General features: G+C 70.5%; 15 protein-coding genes. 8 read left to right on the forward strand and 7 right to left on the reverse strand.

What is annotated here, in order from left to right:
- Nucleotides 1–114: 114 nt before the first annotated feature.
- Both IE198_RS18340 and IE198_RS18345 read left to right on the forward strand, forming a co-directional pair.
- Nucleotides 115–2,511 carry a collagenase gene (locus IE198_RS18340; RefSeq protein WP_189887799.1) on the forward strand — a complete coding sequence of 799 codons (2,397 nt, stop codon included), beginning with the start codon at nucleotides 115–117 and terminating at the stop codon, nucleotides 2,509–2,511.
- A gap of 350 nt (nucleotides 2,512–2,861) precedes the next feature.
- Nucleotides 2,862–3,443: a Uma2 family endonuclease gene (locus IE198_RS18345; RefSeq protein WP_189887800.1), complete on the forward strand. Its 582-nt coding sequence runs from the start codon at nucleotides 2,862–2,864 to the stop codon at nucleotides 3,441–3,443.
- Nucleotides 3,444–3,553: 110 nt separating this feature from the next.
- Here IE198_RS18345 and ychF read toward each other — a convergent pair whose 3' ends face one another.
- Nucleotides 3,554–4,642, reverse strand: a complete 1,089-nt coding sequence (gene ychF, locus IE198_RS18350; RefSeq protein ID WP_189887801.1) for a redox-regulated ATPase YchF — start codon at nucleotides 4,640–4,642, stop codon at nucleotides 3,554–3,556.
- A 207-nt stretch (nucleotides 4,643–4,849) separates the two neighbouring features.
- Here ychF and IE198_RS18355 point away from each other — a divergent pair, with 207 nt between their 5' ends.
- Nucleotides 4,850–5,407: a DUF6542 domain-containing protein gene (locus IE198_RS18355; protein WP_189887802.1), complete on the forward strand. Its 558-nt coding sequence runs from the start codon at nucleotides 4,850–4,852 to the stop codon at nucleotides 5,405–5,407.
- A gap of 81 nt (nucleotides 5,408–5,488) precedes the next feature.
- Here the strand turns inward: IE198_RS18355 and ppgK are convergent, their stop codons facing one another.
- Both ppgK and IE198_RS18365 read right to left on the reverse strand, forming a co-directional pair.
- Nucleotides 5,489–6,226, reverse strand: coding sequence for a polyphosphate--glucose phosphotransferase (gene ppgK, locus IE198_RS18360; RefSeq protein WP_189887803.1), 738 nt, complete (start codon nucleotides 6,224–6,226; stop codon nucleotides 5,489–5,491).
- Nucleotides 6,227–6,256: 30 nt separating this feature from the next.
- On the reverse strand, nucleotides 6,257–7,240 hold the full coding sequence (locus tag IE198_RS18365; RefSeq protein WP_189887805.1) for a 4-hydroxy-3-methylbut-2-enyl diphosphate reductase: 984 nt from the start codon (nucleotides 7,238–7,240) through the stop codon (nucleotides 6,257–6,259).
- Nucleotides 7,241–7,562: 322 nt separating this feature from the next.
- On the opposite strand from IE198_RS18365, the gene xseA reads away from it, so the two are divergent.
- The 3 genes from xseA to IE198_RS18380 all read left to right on the forward strand — a co-directional run bounded on the left by xseA (nucleotide 7,563) and on the right by IE198_RS18380 (nucleotide 9,790).
- Complete coding sequence (gene xseA / locus IE198_RS18370) at nucleotides 7,563–8,771, forward strand: exodeoxyribonuclease VII large subunit (protein ID WP_189887807.1); 1,209 nt, start codon at nucleotides 7,563–7,565, stop codon at nucleotides 8,769–8,771.
- A 54-nt stretch (nucleotides 8,772–8,825) separates the two neighbouring features.
- Nucleotides 8,826–9,056, forward strand: a complete 231-nt coding sequence (locus IE198_RS18375) for an exodeoxyribonuclease VII small subunit (RefSeq protein ID WP_189887809.1) — start codon at nucleotides 8,826–8,828, stop codon at nucleotides 9,054–9,056.
- A 143-nt stretch (nucleotides 9,057–9,199) separates the two neighbouring features.
- Nucleotides 9,200–9,790 carry a malonic semialdehyde reductase gene (locus IE198_RS18380; RefSeq protein WP_189887811.1) on the forward strand — a complete coding sequence of 197 codons (591 nt, stop codon included), beginning with the start codon at nucleotides 9,200–9,202 and terminating at the stop codon, nucleotides 9,788–9,790.
- Between the two features lie 168 nt (nucleotides 9,791–9,958).
- Here the strand turns inward: IE198_RS18380 and IE198_RS18385 are convergent, their stop codons facing one another.
- Complete coding sequence (locus tag IE198_RS18385) at nucleotides 9,959–10,534, reverse strand: DUF4245 domain-containing protein (RefSeq protein WP_189888010.1); 576 nt, start codon at nucleotides 10,532–10,534, stop codon at nucleotides 9,959–9,961.
- A 135-nt stretch (nucleotides 10,535–10,669) separates the two neighbouring features.
- Here IE198_RS18385 and glpX point away from each other — a divergent pair, with 135 nt between their 5' ends.
- Nucleotides 10,670–11,701 carry a class II fructose-bisphosphatase gene (gene glpX / locus IE198_RS18390; protein ID WP_189887813.1) on the forward strand — a complete coding sequence of 344 codons (1,032 nt, stop codon included), beginning with the start codon at nucleotides 10,670–10,672 and terminating at the stop codon, nucleotides 11,699–11,701.
- 93 nt (nucleotides 11,702–11,794) lie between these two features.
- Here glpX and IE198_RS18395 read toward each other — a convergent pair whose 3' ends face one another.
- Nucleotides 11,795–12,148, reverse strand: coding sequence for a WhiB family transcriptional regulator (locus IE198_RS18395; protein WP_100108866.1), 354 nt, complete (start codon nucleotides 12,146–12,148; stop codon nucleotides 11,795–11,797).
- A gap of 187 nt (nucleotides 12,149–12,335) precedes the next feature.
- A complete protein-coding gene (locus IE198_RS18400; RefSeq protein ID WP_189887814.1) occupies nucleotides 12,336–13,001 on the reverse strand; it encodes a DUF1707 SHOCT-like domain-containing protein in 666 nt (221 codons plus the stop codon).
- 456 nt (nucleotides 13,002–13,457) lie between these two features.
- Between IE198_RS18400 and IE198_RS18405 the strand changes: the two genes are divergently transcribed.
- Nucleotides 13,458–15,134 (forward strand): fumarate hydratase, encoded by a 1,677-nt coding sequence (locus IE198_RS18405; RefSeq protein WP_189887816.1) that lies wholly within the window; start codon nucleotides 13,458–13,460, stop codon nucleotides 15,132–15,134.
- Between the two features lie 221 nt (nucleotides 15,135–15,355).
- On the opposite strand, the gene IE198_RS18410 is transcribed toward IE198_RS18405, so the two are convergent.
- A complete protein-coding gene (locus IE198_RS18410) occupies nucleotides 15,356–16,897 on the reverse strand; it encodes a ricin-type beta-trefoil lectin domain protein (protein ID WP_189887818.1) in 1,542 nt (513 codons plus the stop codon).
- Nucleotides 16,898–16,937 lie beyond the last annotated feature (40 nt).

Here is a 16,937-nt window from a genome sequence, read left to right on the forward strand (position 1 = left end):
TACTACGTTACACATCACATGGCGCTCAACTGCCGTTCGAATCAAGGCAGTTGGATCCCGAGAAGCTTTCCGCCACACAGCGCATCTCTTGCCACCTCCCACACAGGAGCCAATGTGTTCCAGTCGAGAAACCCGCGCCGACCTCTGCGTGCGGCCCGGCGCACATCCCTGCGCGCGGTACTGCCCACCGCCGTGACGGCGCTCACGCTCTGCGTGACGGCCGTCCAGCCCGCCCAAGCGGCCGAACCCGCTCCCACCTCGCCCCTCACGCCCACCACCCCTTCGGCGATACGGCCGGCCTCCCCACCGGATTCCGCCGACAGGGTCGACCGCCTGGCCGAGGCCCCGGACCGCGCCGCCCGTCCGCTCCCGGCCCCCAGCGGCGTCAGCCGCGGCCGCGTCCCCGGCCCCCGCACCCCCGCGCAGAAGGGCAGGGCCGAGGCCGGCGTGCCGCGAGCCACCCTCGGCGCGGCAGACGTGCCCTGCACCCTCGACGGCGTCACGGGCCTTTCCCCGAGCCGGTTCGCCGACTTCCTCGCCGACCCCGCCGTCACCGCCGACGGCTGTCTGCGGTCGGTCCTGTGGGCCTGGGACCAGCGCCTCGTACCCGTCATGTCGGACGCGCACGTCCAGACCGTCTCCCGCCGCATCGCCGGCCTCGCCGCCTCCCACGACGGCAGGAACAGCAGCCATCTGCTGGAGATGTTCACGTATCTCCACGCCGTCGCGTACCACGACTTCTCGCGCGACGAGATCGACATCACCGACACACCGACCTTGACCACCATGCGCCGTGGCGTCGCCGCCTTCGGTTCGGCGGCCCGCACCTTCGAAGCCACCCGCACCAACGCCGAGACCCTGCGCGAGGGGCTCTACGCGGCCTCGGCCCCCGGCCTGCGCCAGTACCAACTTCCACTGGTCAAGCGGGTGCTGGCCACCATGGACGCCCGGCACCCCGACACCGCCCAGGACACCTCGTGGGCCGGGGCCGCCCTCGCCGCGCTCAGCCTGAACTACCTCGGCGTCTACCCCGGCAACCAGGACACCGCCTTCCACGCCGCGGCGAAGGCCACCCCCTCCTACCGGGCCGCCTTCAGGGCCTCCGCCCGTCACGCGCACCTCAAGGACAGGCCCAACGCCTGGGTGGTGCGCGACGCGCTGAACGAGTACGGCCGCTTCGGTCAGATAGACGGACTCCGCAAGGAGACCGTCTCCGGCCTGGGCACCCTCCTGGGCGTCACGGCACGCACCTTCGGTGACAGCAGCGAGCCCTGGGCCAAGGTCGCCACCTGGCTGGGCGTGTACGACGCCTGCGCCCCCTACCGCGTGTGCAAGTCCGACATCGAGAAGCGCCTCTTCCCGTACACCTACCTCTACGGCGTCGACGGCCTCGACCGCATCAGGGTCCGCACCGGCCTCGACCGGGCCACCGTCGACCAGCTGTACTACGCGAGCAAGCAGGTCAAGGCCCAGTTCCATCGCGTGGTCGGCAGTGAGGATCCTCTCGCGGGCGACCCCAACCCCGCTCTGAACATCGTCCTGTACTCCTCCCGCAAGGAGTACGAGATCTTCCATCCCCTCCTGACCGGCATGGGCACCGACAACGGCGGCATCTACATCGAGAAGGGCGCGACCTTCTACACGTACCAGCGCCGTGTGCCGCAGGACTCCTCACTGACCCTGGAGGAGCTGTTCCGCCACGAGTACGGTCACTACCTCAACGGCCGGTGGGCGGTGCCCGGCTTCTTCGGCGAGGGCCCCTGGTACGAGGGCGACCGCACCACGGCCATGGACGAGGGCACGGCGGAGTTCTTCGCCGGTGCCAGCCGCAGTGACGGCGTCAAGGTCCGCAAGTCGCTCGTCCAGGGCGTCATCGACGACACGGCGAACGGCGGACCGCGGATGAGCGTGGACCAGTTGCTGCACGCCACGTACGACGGCGACGGCTTCCGCTTCTACGACTACGCGGGCACCTTCTTCGAGTTCCTGTGGACGCAGCACCCCTCACTGCTGCGGGAGATGTACCGCAGCCTGCGCGCCGACGACCCGGCGGCGTTCGACGCCTGGCGCGACCGGCTCGGCAAGGACACGAGCCTGCAGAGCGCGTACGACGCCTTCCTCGACGCGCAGATCGCCCATGTCGACGACCTGTTCGTGCCGAACACCGGCTACGTCCCCCTGGACCAGCTGCGCAACGACTCCGCCGACGGGGCCCGCGCCTCCTTCGTCGCGACGACCGGCAGCATCCCCGCGTGCCACGGCAGCGGCACGGCAGAGCGGCCCCGGTTCGTCTGCACCGGCCGCATCACCGCCAACCTGACCGACGCGGGCGACGCCGACCTCGTCTTCAAGGACATGTCCGAGACGGTCGACCACTTCCTCCTCGACCGCGCCGCGGGCGGCGACAACAACCTGACGGACATGAACTGCTCGTTCGGCGACGTGGACATCTGGTCCGACCGACGCGCGGGCACCTCCGACTACCTCTGCGAGGGACCCCTCCGCAGCTGACGCACCACGCGACCCCTGCGCGCCACCGCCCCCACACGGTGGCGCGCGGGCGACGATGCCTACTTCATCGACGTCCCCGGCCTGGTCGCGCCGTAGCCACGGGACGACGCAAGTCCTTCCGGGCACCGCAGTGCCGGGGCCCGGAAGGGGGTAGCCGTCACCATGCACCGGGCGCCGGCACGAAGCTGCTGCTCCCTGGCGGCGCCCACTGCCATTCACGGAAGAAGTACAGGCTCCGTGGTCACCCCGCTCACCGGCGCGGGGGGCTCGGCGTCCTGCGGCGTACGGCGCGATTATGGATCAGCAGCACAACTTCCCCTCGTGACGGCCACAATCGCTAGGGTTGTCCCATGACCGCACTGCCCGACTGGATGCGCCCGCCGCGCGCGGAAGGCTGGTTCGCGGAGGACCTGGACCGCCTCCCCGAGGCACCACGCCACACCGAGCTCATCGACGGAGCCCTCGTCTTCATGATGTCGCCACAGCGGTCCTGGCATGGCCGCCTCGTCACCGCCCTGACCACCACGCTCATGGCGCAGGCGCCGACTGGCTTCGAGGTCGAGCGGGAGATGACGATCCGCCTCGATGCCCGCAACCGCCCCGAGCCGGACCTCTTGCTGACGGACCTGCCCTATGACCCCGACCGCACGTGGTACGCCCCGGAGGACGTGAAGCTCGTCGTGGAGGCCGTGTCCCCCGAGTCCGCCCACCGCGATCGCACAGTGAAACTTCGCAAGTACGCAGAGGCCGGCATCCCGCACTACTGGTGCATCGAGGACGAGGACGGGGCGCCCGTCGTCCACGTCTACGAGCTCGACGAACCCACCGGCGCCTACGCGCCCGCCGGTATCTTCCGGGGCACCCTCCAGCGCCCGGTGCCCTTCGAGATCAGCCTCGATCTGGACAAGCTGAGCCCGCCTCGACGCACCTGACACTCAGCACGAAGCCAGCACCGGAACGCCGAAGGGGTCGGACTCGTCAGAGTCCGACCCCTTCCGATCTGCATACTTGACGGATCACTTAGCAGAAAGTAAGCGTTCGCCTACACATTGAACCGGAACTCCACCACGTCTCCGTCCTGCATCACGTAGTCCTTGCCCTCCATGCGCGCCTTGCCCTTCGCGCGGGCCTCGGCGACGGAGCCGGTCTCGACCAGGTCGGCGAAGGAGATGACCTCGGCCTTGATGAAGCCCTTCTGGAAGTCGGTGTGGATCACACCGGCCGCCTCGGGGGCGGTGGCGCCCTTCTTGATGGTCCAGGCGCGGGTCTCCTTGGGGCCTGCCGTGAGGTAGGTCTGGAGGCCGAGCGTGTTGAAGCCGACGTGGGCGAGGGTGGCGAGACCCGGCTCCTCGGCGCCGACGGACTGGAGGAGTTCCAGGGCGTCCTCCTCGTCGAGCTCGGCGAGGTCGGCCTCCAGCTTGGCGTTCAGGAAGATCGCCTCCGCGGGCGCGACCAGCGTGCGCTGCTCGTCCTTGAAGGTGTCGTCCGTCAGCTCGTCCTCGTCGACGTTGAAGACGTAGAGGAACGGCTTGGTGGTGAGCAGGTGCAGGTCGTGGAGGAGCTCGGCCTTCTCCGAGCCCTGGACGATGCCGTGCGCGAAGAGCGTGTCGCCCTTCTCGAGGATCTCCTTCGCCGCCTCCACGGCCGCGACCTTGGGGGCCACGTCCTTCTTGATCCGCGACTCCTTCTGCAGACGCGGCAGGACCTTCTCGATGGTCTGGAGGTCCGCGAGGATCAGTTCGGTGTTGATCGTCTCGATGTCGTCCTTGGGCGAGACCTTGCCGTCGACGTGCACGACGTTCTCGTCCTTGAAGGCGCGGATGACCTGGCAGATCGCGTCGGACTCACGGATGTTCGCCAGGAACTTGTTGCCCAGGCCCTCGCCCTCGCTCGCGCCGCGCACGATGCCGGCGATGTCGACGAAGTCGACCGTCGCGGGGAGGATGCGCTGCGAGCCGAAGATCCCCGCGAGCACGGCGAGGCGTGGGTCGGGAACCCCGACGACGCCCACGTTCGGCTCGATGGTGGCGAACGGGTAGTTGGCCGCCAGCACGTCGTTCTTGGTCAGGGCGTTGAACAGGGTCGACTTGCCGACATTCGGCAGACCGACGATTCCGATCGTGAGCGACACGTTGGCGACTTCCTGACGTGGAGAGTTTGGAGGATCGAGGACTGGCGGGAGGCCCCTCGCAGCCCGGGAGGGTGGGGCCGATCCACCAGTTTACGGGCGGCCCGAGCGGCCCTGCGACGGCCGCCCGGGGTCGAACGCAGCGCCAAGGTCGTCCAAAGGGCGTGTCTAGTGCCGGTTTCGCACCTCCTCTCGACCTAGTTTGTCCGGGTGGAGCAGCACAGGACAGGTCGCCCCCAGCCCCGGCAGCAGCCGAAGCCCCCTCTCTCGGCACCAGGCACGCTCGCGGACGCCACCGCGTATCCGGTGCCGGCCCGCCCCCCACGGCCTGTCCCTCCGCTGGTGCAGGCGCTGCGCCGGTTGCCGAACCCCCGGCTGACCGGGCTCGGCGCCGGGCTGTTCGGTGCCGCGACGATGCTGGCGCTGGGCAGCCTCGACCAGCTTCTGTTCAACGGCTCGGCGATCGTCTACGGGCTGCTGTTCCTGCCCGTCAGCGCGCTGACGGCGCTGTGGGTGCGCGAAGCCGACCTGGTCATCGCGCCGATCATCGTGCCGATCGCGTTCACCGTCGGGATCGTGCCGATCTCCGGCGGCAGCGGTGGGTTCGGCGGTCAGACGATGGCCGTGGTGACGGCGCTCGCCGTGCACGCGGGATGGCTGTACGGAGGGACGCTGGTGGCCGGGGTCATCACCTGCGTACGCAAACTGCGGACGATGGGGCGGCGGCAGCGCCGGGGCCGTACGGGCGGCTCCGGCCGGCGCGGCTGAACGCCGACCGGCCGGGCGCGGTTGATTGGGGCAGGCACAGAGGACCGGGGCAGGCACGGACGACCACGCCGGCCGCGGCTCCTACCGGCTCGCCGCCATCGCCGCTCCCACGATCCCCGCGTCGTTCTGCAGCCCCGCCGGGACGATCTCCGCCCGCACGCCCTCGATCAGCGGCAGGAACTTCTCCGACTTGCGGCTCACCCCGCCGCCGATGATGAACAGCTCCGGCGAGAACAGCATCTCCACATGGGCCAGGTACTTCTGCACCCGCCGCGCCCAGTGCGACCAGCTGAGGTCGGCGTCCTCCTTGGCCTTGGTCGACGCCCGCGTCTCCGCGTCGTAGCCGTTCAGTTCGAGATGGCCCAGCTCGGTGTTGGGGACCAGGCGGCCGTCGATGAAGAGGGCGCTGCCGATGCCCGTGCCGAAGGTCAGCAGGATCACAGTGCCCTTGCGGCCGAGGCCGGCACCGAACGTCATCTCGGCAACGCCGGCCGCATCCGCGTCGTTCAGGATCGTGACGGGCAGCCCGCCGATGCGCTCGCCGAGCAGCGAGGCGGCGTCCGTGTCGACCCAGCCCTTGTCCACGTTGGCCGCGGTGCGGGTGATGCCGCCGGTGACGACGCCGGGGAAGGTGATGCCGACCGGTCCGGTCCAGCCGAAGTGACCGATCACCTCCGCGACGCCGTCGGCCACGGCGTCGGGCGTCGCCGGGTGCGGGGTGAGGACCTTGTGGCGCTCCAGCGCCAGATCACCGCGATCCAGGTCCACGGGAGCGCCCTTGATCCCGGATCCGCCGATGTCCACTCCGAAGACGTTCATGGACACAACGTTACGGGCTGGAGCTGGCCGTCACTGCCCCGCGAGGCGGCTCGCCTCGGCGCGCAGGTCGCGGCGGAGCTCCTTCGGCAGCGAGAAGGTGATCGACTCCTCGGCCGCCTTCACGATCTCGACGTCCTCGAAGCCGCGCTGCGACAGAAACTCCAGCACGCCCTCGACCAGCACCTCCGGCACGGAGGCGCCCGACGTGACGCCGACGGTGGAGACGCCTTCCAGCCAGGCTTCGTCGATCTCGTCCGCGAAGTCGACCAGGTGGGCCTCCTTGGCGCCGGCGCCGAGGGCGACCTCGACGAGGCGGACCGAGTTCGAGGAGTTCTTGGAGCCGACCACGATGACCAGGTCGGCCTCGGCGCCCATCTGCTTGACGGCGGTCTGGCGGTTCTGGGTGGCGTAGCAGATGTCGTCGCTCGGGGGCGAGACAAGGCCGGGGAACTTCGTCTTCAGGGCGTCGACGGTCTCCATGGTCTCGTCGACGGACAGGGTGGTCTGGGAGAGCCAGACGACCTTGTCGGGGTTGCGAACCTCCACGTTGGCCACGTCCTCCGGGCCGTCGACCAGGGTGATGTGGTCGGGGGCCTCGCCGGACGTGCCGATGACCTCTTCGTGGCCCTCGTGACCGATCAGGAGAATGTCGTAATCCTCCTGGGCGAAGCGCACGGCCTCCTTGTGGACCTTGGTGACCAGCGGGCAGGTCGCGTCGATCGTCGCGAGCCGGCGCTGCGCCGCCTCCTCGTGCACGGTCGGCGCGACGCCGTGCGCGGAGAACATCACGATCGAGCCCTCCGGCACCTCCGCCGTCTCGTCGACGAAGATCGCGCCCTTCTTCTCGAGGGTCTGCACGACGTACTTGTTGTGGACGATCTCGTGGCGGACGTAGATCGGCGACCCGTACTGCTCCAAGGCCTTCTCGACGGCGATCACGGCACGGTCCACACCTGCGCAGTAGCCGCGGGGAGCGGCGAGGAGGACGCGTCGGGCGGGAGGCGTAGCAGTCATGCCCCCCATCGTAAGGCCGGGCCGAAGCCTCGGTTGATCAGCCACGGGCAGCGGTCGGGGCGGTGCGTGGCCGAGGGCTGCGATGCGCCCCAAGCCCTCCGGGCGGGGCTGACGCCCTCAGGTACGCGGCGCGGGACCGATCGTGCTTCGCGCAGGGCCGGGCGCCCGGGCACCACCTGCCCGGCGGCAGCTTCGCGCCGCCACGCGCCGAGGGGCATCGCGGCCGGCCCGGGGACGCGTGCCGTGCGGCACGCCCGCATCGGCCCGGAGGCCGCTGTGCGGGGGCAGGGGGTTGTCGGAGGGGGCCGTTACGCTCGCCCCTATGGCTCTCAACACGTCCGCGGAATCTCCTCTGCCGGTCGGCGAGGTGTCACGGCTCATCGGCGGGTGGATCGACCGGCTCGGGGCGGTGTGGGTGGAGGGACAGATCACCCAGTTGTCGCGGCGGCCGGGTGCCGGGGTCGTGTTCTTGACGCTGCGCGATCCGTCGTACGACATCTCGCTGAGCGTCACCTGCTTCCGCCAGGTGTTCGACGCCGTGGCCGACGTGGTGGCCGAGGGTGCCCGTGTGGTCGTGTACGCCAAGCCCGAGTGGTACGCGCCCCGGGGGCAGTTGTCGCTGCGGGCCGTGGAGATAAGGCCGGTCGGCATCGGTGAACTGCTGGCCAGACTGGAGCAGTTGAAGCGGTCGCTCGGCGCGGAGGGGCTGTTCGCGCCGGAGCGGAAGAGGGCGCTGCCGTTCCTGCCGCACCGGGTCGGCCTGGTCTGCGGGCGGGCGTCCGCGGCCGAGCGCGACGTGCTGGAGAACGCCCGCCGGCGGTGGCCGCACGTCCGCTTCGAGGTTCGCAACGTCGCCGTGCAGGGCGTGCACGCCGTGCCGCAGGTGGTCCAGGCCGTCAAGGAACTGGACGGCCTGGACGAGGTGGACGTGATCATCGTGGCGCGCGGCGGCGGCAGCGTCGAGGACCTGCTGCCGTTCTCGGACGAGCAGCTGGTCCGCGCGGTGGCCGCATGCACGACACCGGTCGTCTCGGCGATCGGTCACGAGCCGGATTCCCCGCTGCTGGACCTGGTGGCCGATCTGCGCGCCTCCACGCCGACGGACGCGGCGAAGAAGGTCGTGCCGGACGTCGGCGAGGAGTTGGACCGGGTGCGGCAGCTGCGGGACCGGGCGCTGCGCACCGTGCAGGGGCTGCTGGACCGGGAGGAGCGCGGTCTCGCGCATGCGCTGGCCCGGCCGTGCATGGAGCATCCGCAGCGGATGGTGGACGAGCGGGAGGCCGAGGTGGACGCGCTGGTCGCCCGGAGCAGGCGGGTTCTGGGCCATCTGCTGGACCGCGCCGACTCGGAACTGGCGCACACGCGGGCCCGGGTCGTCTCGCTGTCGCCTGCGGCGACGCTTGAGCGGGGCTATGCGGTGCTGCAGCGCACCGACGGCGCCGTGGTCCGCTCGCCGGACGAGGTGCGCGCGGGGGACGCGCTACGAGCTCGCGTCTCGGAGGGTGAGTTCCACGTGCGGGTGACCGAGTGACGCCGCCGGCCGGTGCCGGATCTGTTGTCGTACCTCATGCATAGGGTGGATGGCATGGCTGCCAAGACGGAAGAGGCCGCGCTCGGTTACGAGCAGGCGCGGGACGAGCTGATCGAGGTCGTACGCCGGCTGGAGGCGGGCGGCACGACGCTCGAGGAGTCGCTGGCGCTGTGGGAGCGCGGCGAGGAGCTGGCGAAGGTGTGCCGCCACTGGCTGGAGGGCGCCCGGGCCCGCCTCGACGCGGCCCTGGCGACGCCGGAGGAGGACGGGGCGGACGGCGAGTAGGCGCCACGCGCTCCGCGGCGGCCTCAGCGGGAGACCAGAAGTGTGAAGAGGGTCACAATCCGCAGGTAGTTGAAATTTAATGCATTGCTCGGCGGTTGGCAGCGCCTGTAAGGCATTTTCCACTGATGCGGAAGGCACGCCCGATGTCCCTCGTTCTTGACCCCGCCGCCCAGGACCTCCTCTTCCGTGAGGCCCGCACCGCCAACACCTTCACCGATGAGCCGGTGACCGAGGAGCAGGTCCAGGCGATCTACGACCTGGTCAAGTTCGGCCCGACCGCCTTCAACCAGAGCCCGCTGCGCGTCGTGCTGGTTCGCTCCGACGAGGCCCGTGAGCGTCTCGTCGCGCACATGGCAGGGGGCAACCAGGCCAAGACCGCCTCCGCGCCACTGGTCGCCATCCTCGCTGCCGACAACGAGTTCCACGAGGAGCTGCCGGCCCTGCTGCCGCACTTCCCGCAGGCCAAGGACATGTTCTTCACCGAGCGCCCGGTCCGCGAGCAGGCCGCCGGTCTGAACGCCGCGCTGCAGGCCGCGTACTTCATCGTCGGCGTGCGCGCCGCCGGCCTGGCCGCCGGCCCGATGACGGGCTACGACGCCGCCGGCGTCCAGAAGGAGTTCCTGGACGACGACCACACGCCGCTGATGGTCGTCAACATCGGCAAGCCGGGCGAGGACGCCTGGTTCCCGCGCTCCCCGCGCCTGTCGTACGAGGACGTCGTCACCACCGTCTGAGCAACCCCCGCGCGCCCCGAGCGCGCGCGGACACCGAAAAGCCGCCGCGCCGTCGGGGCGCGGCGGCCTTTCGCCGCCTGCGCGACGCCGCCGGCGCGCGCGGTGCCGGCGCGCGCGGTGCCGGTCACCACGCCGGGCGGCGTGGAGCCGTCCGCGACGCCGGTGCGGTCAGGAACCGGCGGACGGCTTCGCCGACGGGCCGGCCGACGCTCCGTCGCCCGCGCCGCCCGGCTCCTCGGACTCGAGGGCCGCGGCCATCTCGGCAAGCCGCTCCGGCGTCGCCGTGCCGGTCACCACCGTCGTCGATCCGTCGGCGGTCAGCACGAGGGCGTCGTACTTGGGGCCCTCCCAGTACTGCCAGGTCCTGCCGGCCACCTGCCGGGTCCGCTCCGTCTTCGCGGCCTCGTGGGTGACCTCTCGGACATACTTGTCGGCGGACTGCGCCGTGGACTGCTCGACGGCGACGTACTGGTCGTCCGGGTCGAGGAAGCCGAGGTGCCACGCGTGGGCGTTCTCCCGCTCGAAGGTGACCGACGTCGCCCGCCACCCCTTGCCGAGGCCCTCGGGCGCTGCCACCGGGTACGGCGCGGCCCGCTGCGCCGTCACCAGCTCGACGCGGTAGTCGACCGTCCTGATCGGGTCCTTGTTCTCGTCATGCGGAACGAGCATGTAGATGCCCGCCACGACGACGCCGATCACCGCCATGGACTGGAACATTCCACGGATCGTCTGCTTGCCTCGCATACCTGCCACGCCCCCATGTTCGCATCCGACAGATGTGCTCAAACGTGGCCCCCACTGCTCAATTTGTCGACGTACCGATAGAGTCGCCCCACCCTCTTTATTTACGGCCGTCGTCGTACAGAAAGGTGCGCTCCGATGACCGAGAATCATCTGCCGTCCCAGCTCGAGGTCTCCCCCGAGGCCCCCGACCGCAACCTCGCCCTGGAGCTCGTCCGGGTCACCGAGGCCGCCGCCATGGCCGCCGGCCGCTGGGTCGGGCGCGGTGAGAAGAACGGCGCCGACGGCGCCGCGGTCAAGGCCATGCGGACCCTCGTCTCCACCGTCTCGATGAACGGCGTCGTCGTCATCGGCGAGGGCGAGAAGGACGAGGCGCCGATGCTGTTCAACGGCGAGCGGATCGGTGACGGGACCGGCGCCGAGTGCGACATCGCCGTCGACCCGATCGACGGCACCACGCTGGCGGCCAAGGGCATGCCCAACGCCATCGCCGTGCTGGCCGCCGCGGACCGCGGCACCATGTTCGACCCGTCGGCCGTCTTCTACATGGACAAACTGGTCACCGGCCCGGAGGCCGCCGACTACGTCGACATCAACGCGCCCGTCTCCGTCAACATCCGGCGGGTCGCCAAGGCGAAGCACTCCTCGCCCGAGGACGTCACGGTCGTCATCCTCGACCGCCCGCGCCACGACGGGATCGTCAAGGAGATCCGGGAGACCGGCGCACGGATCAAGTTCATCTCGGACGGCGACGTCGCCGGTTCGATCATGGCCGTCAAGGAAGGCACCGGCGTCGACCTGCTGCTCGGCATCGGCGGTACGCCCGAGGGCATCATCTCGGCCTGCGCGATCAAGTGCCTGGGCGGCGTCATCCAGGGCAAGCTGTGGCCGAAGGACGACGCGGAGCGGCAGCGCGCGCTCGACGCCGGCCACGACCTGGACCGTGTCCTGAGCACCAACGACCTGGTCTCCGGCGACAACGTCTTCTTCGTCGCCACCGGCATCACGGACGGCGAGTTGCTGCGCGGCGTCCGCTACCGCGCGGAGACCGCGATCACGCAGTCCCTGGTGATGCGCTCCAAGTCGGGCACCATCCGGCAGATCGACTCGACGCACCGGCTGTCCAAGCTCCGCGCGTACAGCCAGATCGACTTCGACCGCGCGCAGTAGGCGGTCGCCGGGCGGACACGGTCCGGGCCCGGCAGGCAAACGGAAGGGGCGCCCTGATGCGGGGCGCCCCGTTTCCGTACGGCCGTCTGTTGGTCAGGCCGCGGACGCCGGCTTCTTCAGCTCCACCTCACGACGCCGGCGACGGGCCAGCACCACCCGGCGCTCCGCCGCCGTCAGGCCGCCCCACACACCGTACGGCTCCGGCTGCAGCAGGGCGTGCTCCCGGCACTCCACCATCACGGGGCAACGGGCGCAGACCCGCTTCGCCGCCTCCTCCCGCGCCAGCCGCTCGGCCGTCGGTTCCTTCGACGGGGCGAAGAACAGGCCCGCCTCGTCCCGGCGGCACACCGCCTCCGCGTGCCAGGGACCTGCCTGGTCCTCCCGGGCAGGAATGCGCTGGTGCGGCACGGCGGCCACCTGCAGGGACTGATGCGGCAGTTGCAGCACGGTCTACTCCTGACGACGGGATTCGCGAGCGAGAGACGATGCAGCAGTCCCTACCCGCTGTGCGCACGCCTATGCACTGAGTGGCACTGAGTTCCGACGCACGGAATTACGCATCGGCGCGTGCGGCGCGAAAGTGCCCCCTGCCCAGGTCGTGTCCCGCCGCCCCTGCTGCTGCCCGTCGTCCGTTTCAGCGCAGGTGCTTGCGCAGCTTGTCGTGGAGGTCGGAGATACGCCGGCCGCGCTTCGGCTTCGCCTCGACATTGCCGAAAACGGAGTAGCCGTTGACGACGACGACCGGCGCCTCGGGATCCGCTGCCTCCAGCGTCACCACTTCGAAGTTCCCGAAGAAGCCGGTTCCGCTGCCGCGCAGGGAGATGTTCTCCGGGACCCGCACCTCGACGTTGCCGAAGATCGCGGTCGCGTTGATCACGGAGAGCCGCTGGCCGTAGAGCGCCTCGGTGAGGTCGATCTCGATGCTGCCGAAGAGCGAGAAGGCGTTCGTCCTGCGGCCCACCCGCCAACGGCCCTTGCGGGTCGAGCTGGAGAAGACGGCGACGAGGTTCTCCGCCGATCCGCCCGGATCGGCGCAGTCGTCGTAGTCGCGCACGGCGGCGGTGCCGGACCGCCGGCCGGCGGCGGGCAGGTCCCGGACGATCGGCTCGAGCTCGCCGACCGTCTTGGCGCGGTAGACCGCGTCGATGCGTTCCGAGTGCTCCTCCGCGTCGAGCCGGCCCTCGGCCAGGGCGTCCCTGAGGATGTCCGCGATCCGGTCGCGGTCGGCATCGGAGGCGCGGATGGCACCGGCCGGGTCCAACGGGGCGGCCGGCTTCTGGGGCTGCTTCTCGAGGTCCACGGCACCAGCCTAGCGAAACGCGATAGATCGCGACTAGTGGTCCACGCCGTTCCGGCCGATGGCGGCCGCCCGGTCCGGCGCGCGCCGCCACCGCAGGTGCCGGCGGAAACCGGCCTGGCGGGAACCCGCCGCCGATTCCGGCGTTTCTGCGGGGTCCGCCTCTGGCGGTGTCCCGCACGGGCGGCCGCCGTAAGCAGTCCGGCAGCAACCGGAAGGCGCGGCCGGCGTGCGGGGGCCGAAGCCGTGGGGGCCGGCGTCATGAGCCCGCAGGGCCGGCCATGAGGAGGCGATGCTCGAGAGTCCGGCGATGATCACCGAGTAGCCCCTGCCGCCCCGTGCGGTCCACGCGACCCCGGCCCGGGAAGTGAGCCTTACCTCACAGGATCGGGGCTGCGCGGGCGTCTTACGCTGGATGGCGCTGCCGACGGAGGCATGCTGCTGTCTGCGAAGTGAGGAATGGGCGAAATGCCGGAGTTCGCGTATACGGATCTGCTCCCGCTGGGCGAGGACACCACCCCGTACCGGCTGGTGACCGCCGAGGGAGTCTCCACCTTCGAGGCCGACGGCCGTACGTTCCTCAAGATCGAGCCGGAGGCCCTGCGCAAGCTGGCCGCCGAGGCGATCCACGACATCCAGCACTTCCTGCGCCCGGCCCACCTCGCGCAGCTGCGGCGGATCATCGACGACCCGGAGGCTTCCTCCAACGACAAGTTCGTCGCCCTCGACCTGCTGAAGAACGCGAACATCGCCGCCGCCGGCGTGCTCCCGATGTGCCAGGACACCGGCACCGCGATCGTCATGGGCAAGCGCGGCCAGAACGTGCTCACCGAGGGCGGCGACGAGGAAGCGCTGTCACGCGGCATCTACGACGCCTACACCGAGCTGAACCTCCGGTACTCGCAGATGGCCCCGATCACCATGTGGGAGGAGAAGAACACCGGCTCCAACCTCCCGGCGCAGATCGAGCTGTACGCGACCGACGGCGGCGCCTACAAGTTCCTCTTCATGGCCAAGGGTGGCGGCAGCGCCAACAAGTCCTTCCTCTACCAGGAGACGAAGGCCGTCCTCAACGAGGCGAGCATGATGAAGTTCCTGGAGGAGAAGATCCGCTCGCTCGGCACGGCCGCGTGCCCGCCGTACCACCTGGCGATCGTCGTCGGCGGCACGAGCGCGGAGTTCGCGCTGAAGACCGCGAAGTACGCGTCCGCGCACTACCTGGACGAGCTGCCTTCCGAGGGGTCGGAGCTCGGGCACGGCTTCCGTGACGAGGAGCTGGAGAAGAAGGTCTTCGAGCTCACCCAGAAGATCGGCATCGGCGCGCAGTTCGGCGGCAAGTACTTCTGCCACGACGTGCGCGTGGTGCGCCTGCCGCGGCACGGCGCCTCGCTGCCCGTCGCCATCGCCGTCTCCTGTTCCGCCGACCGGCAGGCCGTCGCAAAGATCACCGCGGAAGGCGTCTTCCTGGAGCAGTTGGAGACCGACCCGGCGCGGTTCCTGCCGGACACGACCGACGAGCAGCTCGCCGAGGACGGCGACGTCGTCGAGATCGACCTCAACCGGCCGATGGACGAGATGCTCGCCGAACTGTCCAAGTACCCGGTGAAGACCCGTCTCTCACTGACCGGCCCGTTGGTCGTGGCCCGCGACATCGCGCACGCGAAGATCAAGGAGCGGCTGGACGCGGGCGAGGAGATGCCGCAGTACCTGAAGGACCACCCGGTCTACTACGCCGGCCCCGCGAAGACCCCGGAGGGCTACGCCTCCGGCTCCTTCGGGCCGACGACGGCCGGCCGGATGGACTCCTACGTGGAGCAGTTCCAGGCGGCGGGCGGCTCCAAGATCATGCTGGCCAAGGGCAACCGCTCCAAGCAGGTCACCGACGCGTGCGGCACGCACGGCGGCTTCTACCTCGGCTCCATCGGCGGACCGGCGGCGCGGCTCGCGCAGGACTGCATCAAGAAGGTCGAGGTCGTCGAGTACGAGGAGCTCGGCATGGAGGCGGTCTGGAGGATCGAGGTCGAGGACTTCCCCGCGTTCATCGTCGTGGACGACAAGGGCAACGACTTCTTCACGGAGCCGGCTCCGGCGCCGACGTTCACGTCGATCCCGGTGCGCGGCCCGGGCCTGGCGTAGCCGTCGGGCGTGCCGGGGCGGGTCTCGGGCACCGCACGGGGACGTTCCCCACGAGAGGCCCTGGCCGCCCTCTTCCCGATGTGCCGATTGCGGCTGCGCCGCGCTCGGCGTGACCCTGGCCCCGGGACACCGCGCTCCGCGCGGTGTCCCGGGGGCCGCCGAACGGCTCCTTCGAAGCCCCGGTTCGCAGGGGGAGGGCGGGCGGGGAAGGCAGCCCCCGCCTACGCCACGCGCTGCTCCGCCGAGCCGTCGCACCGCGACAGGCGGACAGCGTCACCCGCCACCGCGGGGAACGTCACGCACAGGGACTGCGCCGACGCCGGCCGAATCGTGCCGCCGGTGCGGACGAACTGCTGGTTCGCGCCGCCGTGGCAGTTCCACACCGCCGGCTCCGCCCCCTCGCGGTACTCGCCGCCCGGGATGTCGAGGCAGCGGTCCTGGGACAGCTCGGTGTGCAGTGAGCGGCGGGTGGTGTCGTACCACCAGCCCTGGTTGCGCCCGCCGTGGCAGTCCCAGCCGATCACGGCCGTGCCGTTGCGCGTGACCGCACCCGCGACGTCGGCGCACGGGCCTGAGGCCGACGCGGCCTTCAGCGGCCGGTAGGCGTCGTCCCACGCCGCCGGGAACAGGCGCGGCGTGCCGCTGGACGAGACGTCCGCGCAACCCGCCTCGCGCAGCGAGGAGTTGTAGATCTGCGTCAGGCAGGAGGCGAAGGCGGCGTGCCCCCGGACGTTGGGGTGGAAGGACTGCCGGACCGAGTTGGCGTCCGGCGGGAACGGGTTGGTGACGTCGATGTAGAGCCCGCGCGCCCACGGGTCGTCCATGCAGACCTCGTGGCCGTGGAAGAGGCGGGAGTTGTCGAGGAAGACGGCACCCGTGTTCCGCGCGGCCTCGCGCATGCCGCGTTCGAAGGCGGGGACCGCGCCGTCACGGGCCCAGGCGGCGTCCTCGTCGTAGCCGGTGCAGCCGCCGGGGATCTTGCCGGGGTAGCGCGGGTTGTCGCGGATGTCGGGTCCGATGGGGCCGGGGTAGCCCATGACGACCAGCTTGTAGTCGGAGTCGGAGTACCCGGCGTCGCGCATGACCGTCCGCAGGTCGCGTACGGTCGCCTCCACCTTGGGCACGAGTCCCTCTACCCTGGCCTGCCAGCCGGGCCGGTACTTGGGGGCGCAGGCCCCCTGGAAGGTGAACCAGCGGGTGACGCAGTCCGTGATGACGGGCCCGAACTGCAGGTCGTCGTTGGCGCCGGCGACGAGCACCACCATCTTGATGCGGGTGTTGCGTGCCTTGACGGCGAGGTTGTCGCTCTGGACCAGCTCGTCGGCGTACTGCTTGCTGCCGCCGATGCGGATGTTGGCGGTGGAGGCGCCGGAGCAGGAGACGTTGTAGGTCACGTCCGCCGCGATGCCGGTGCGGTGGATGGCGGCGTCGGGCGAGCGGTGGCACCAGTTGTCGGGCCCGTTGGTGCCGGGTTCGTAAGTGCCCGTGCCCTCGCCGGAGATCTCGCTGTCGCCGAGCGAGATCAGGCCGGTCATGCGGTCGGCGAGCGGTCGCTGGGCAGGGTCGCCGTAGAGTGCGGTGGCCTCGGCAGCCCGGACCGCCTCGAGCTCGGCCGGCAGTGGTAAGGCGGTCAGGGGTACGGCCGCCGGGCCGGCGGGCTCCGCGGCGGCGGGAGCGGCCACGGCCAGGCCGCCGAGGACGGTGGCGAGGGCGGCGGCCGCGAGGGTGCGGCGGAGTCGAAGTCTGGGAACGGTGCCTTTCATTGCGCCTCCCCGAGTTGTGGTTACTCGGGGTATTTACTGG

Source organism: Streptomyces xantholiticus, from assembly GCF_014651015.1.
Lineage (GTDB): Bacteria > Actinomycetota > Actinomycetes > Streptomycetales > Streptomycetaceae > Streptomyces > Streptomyces xantholiticus.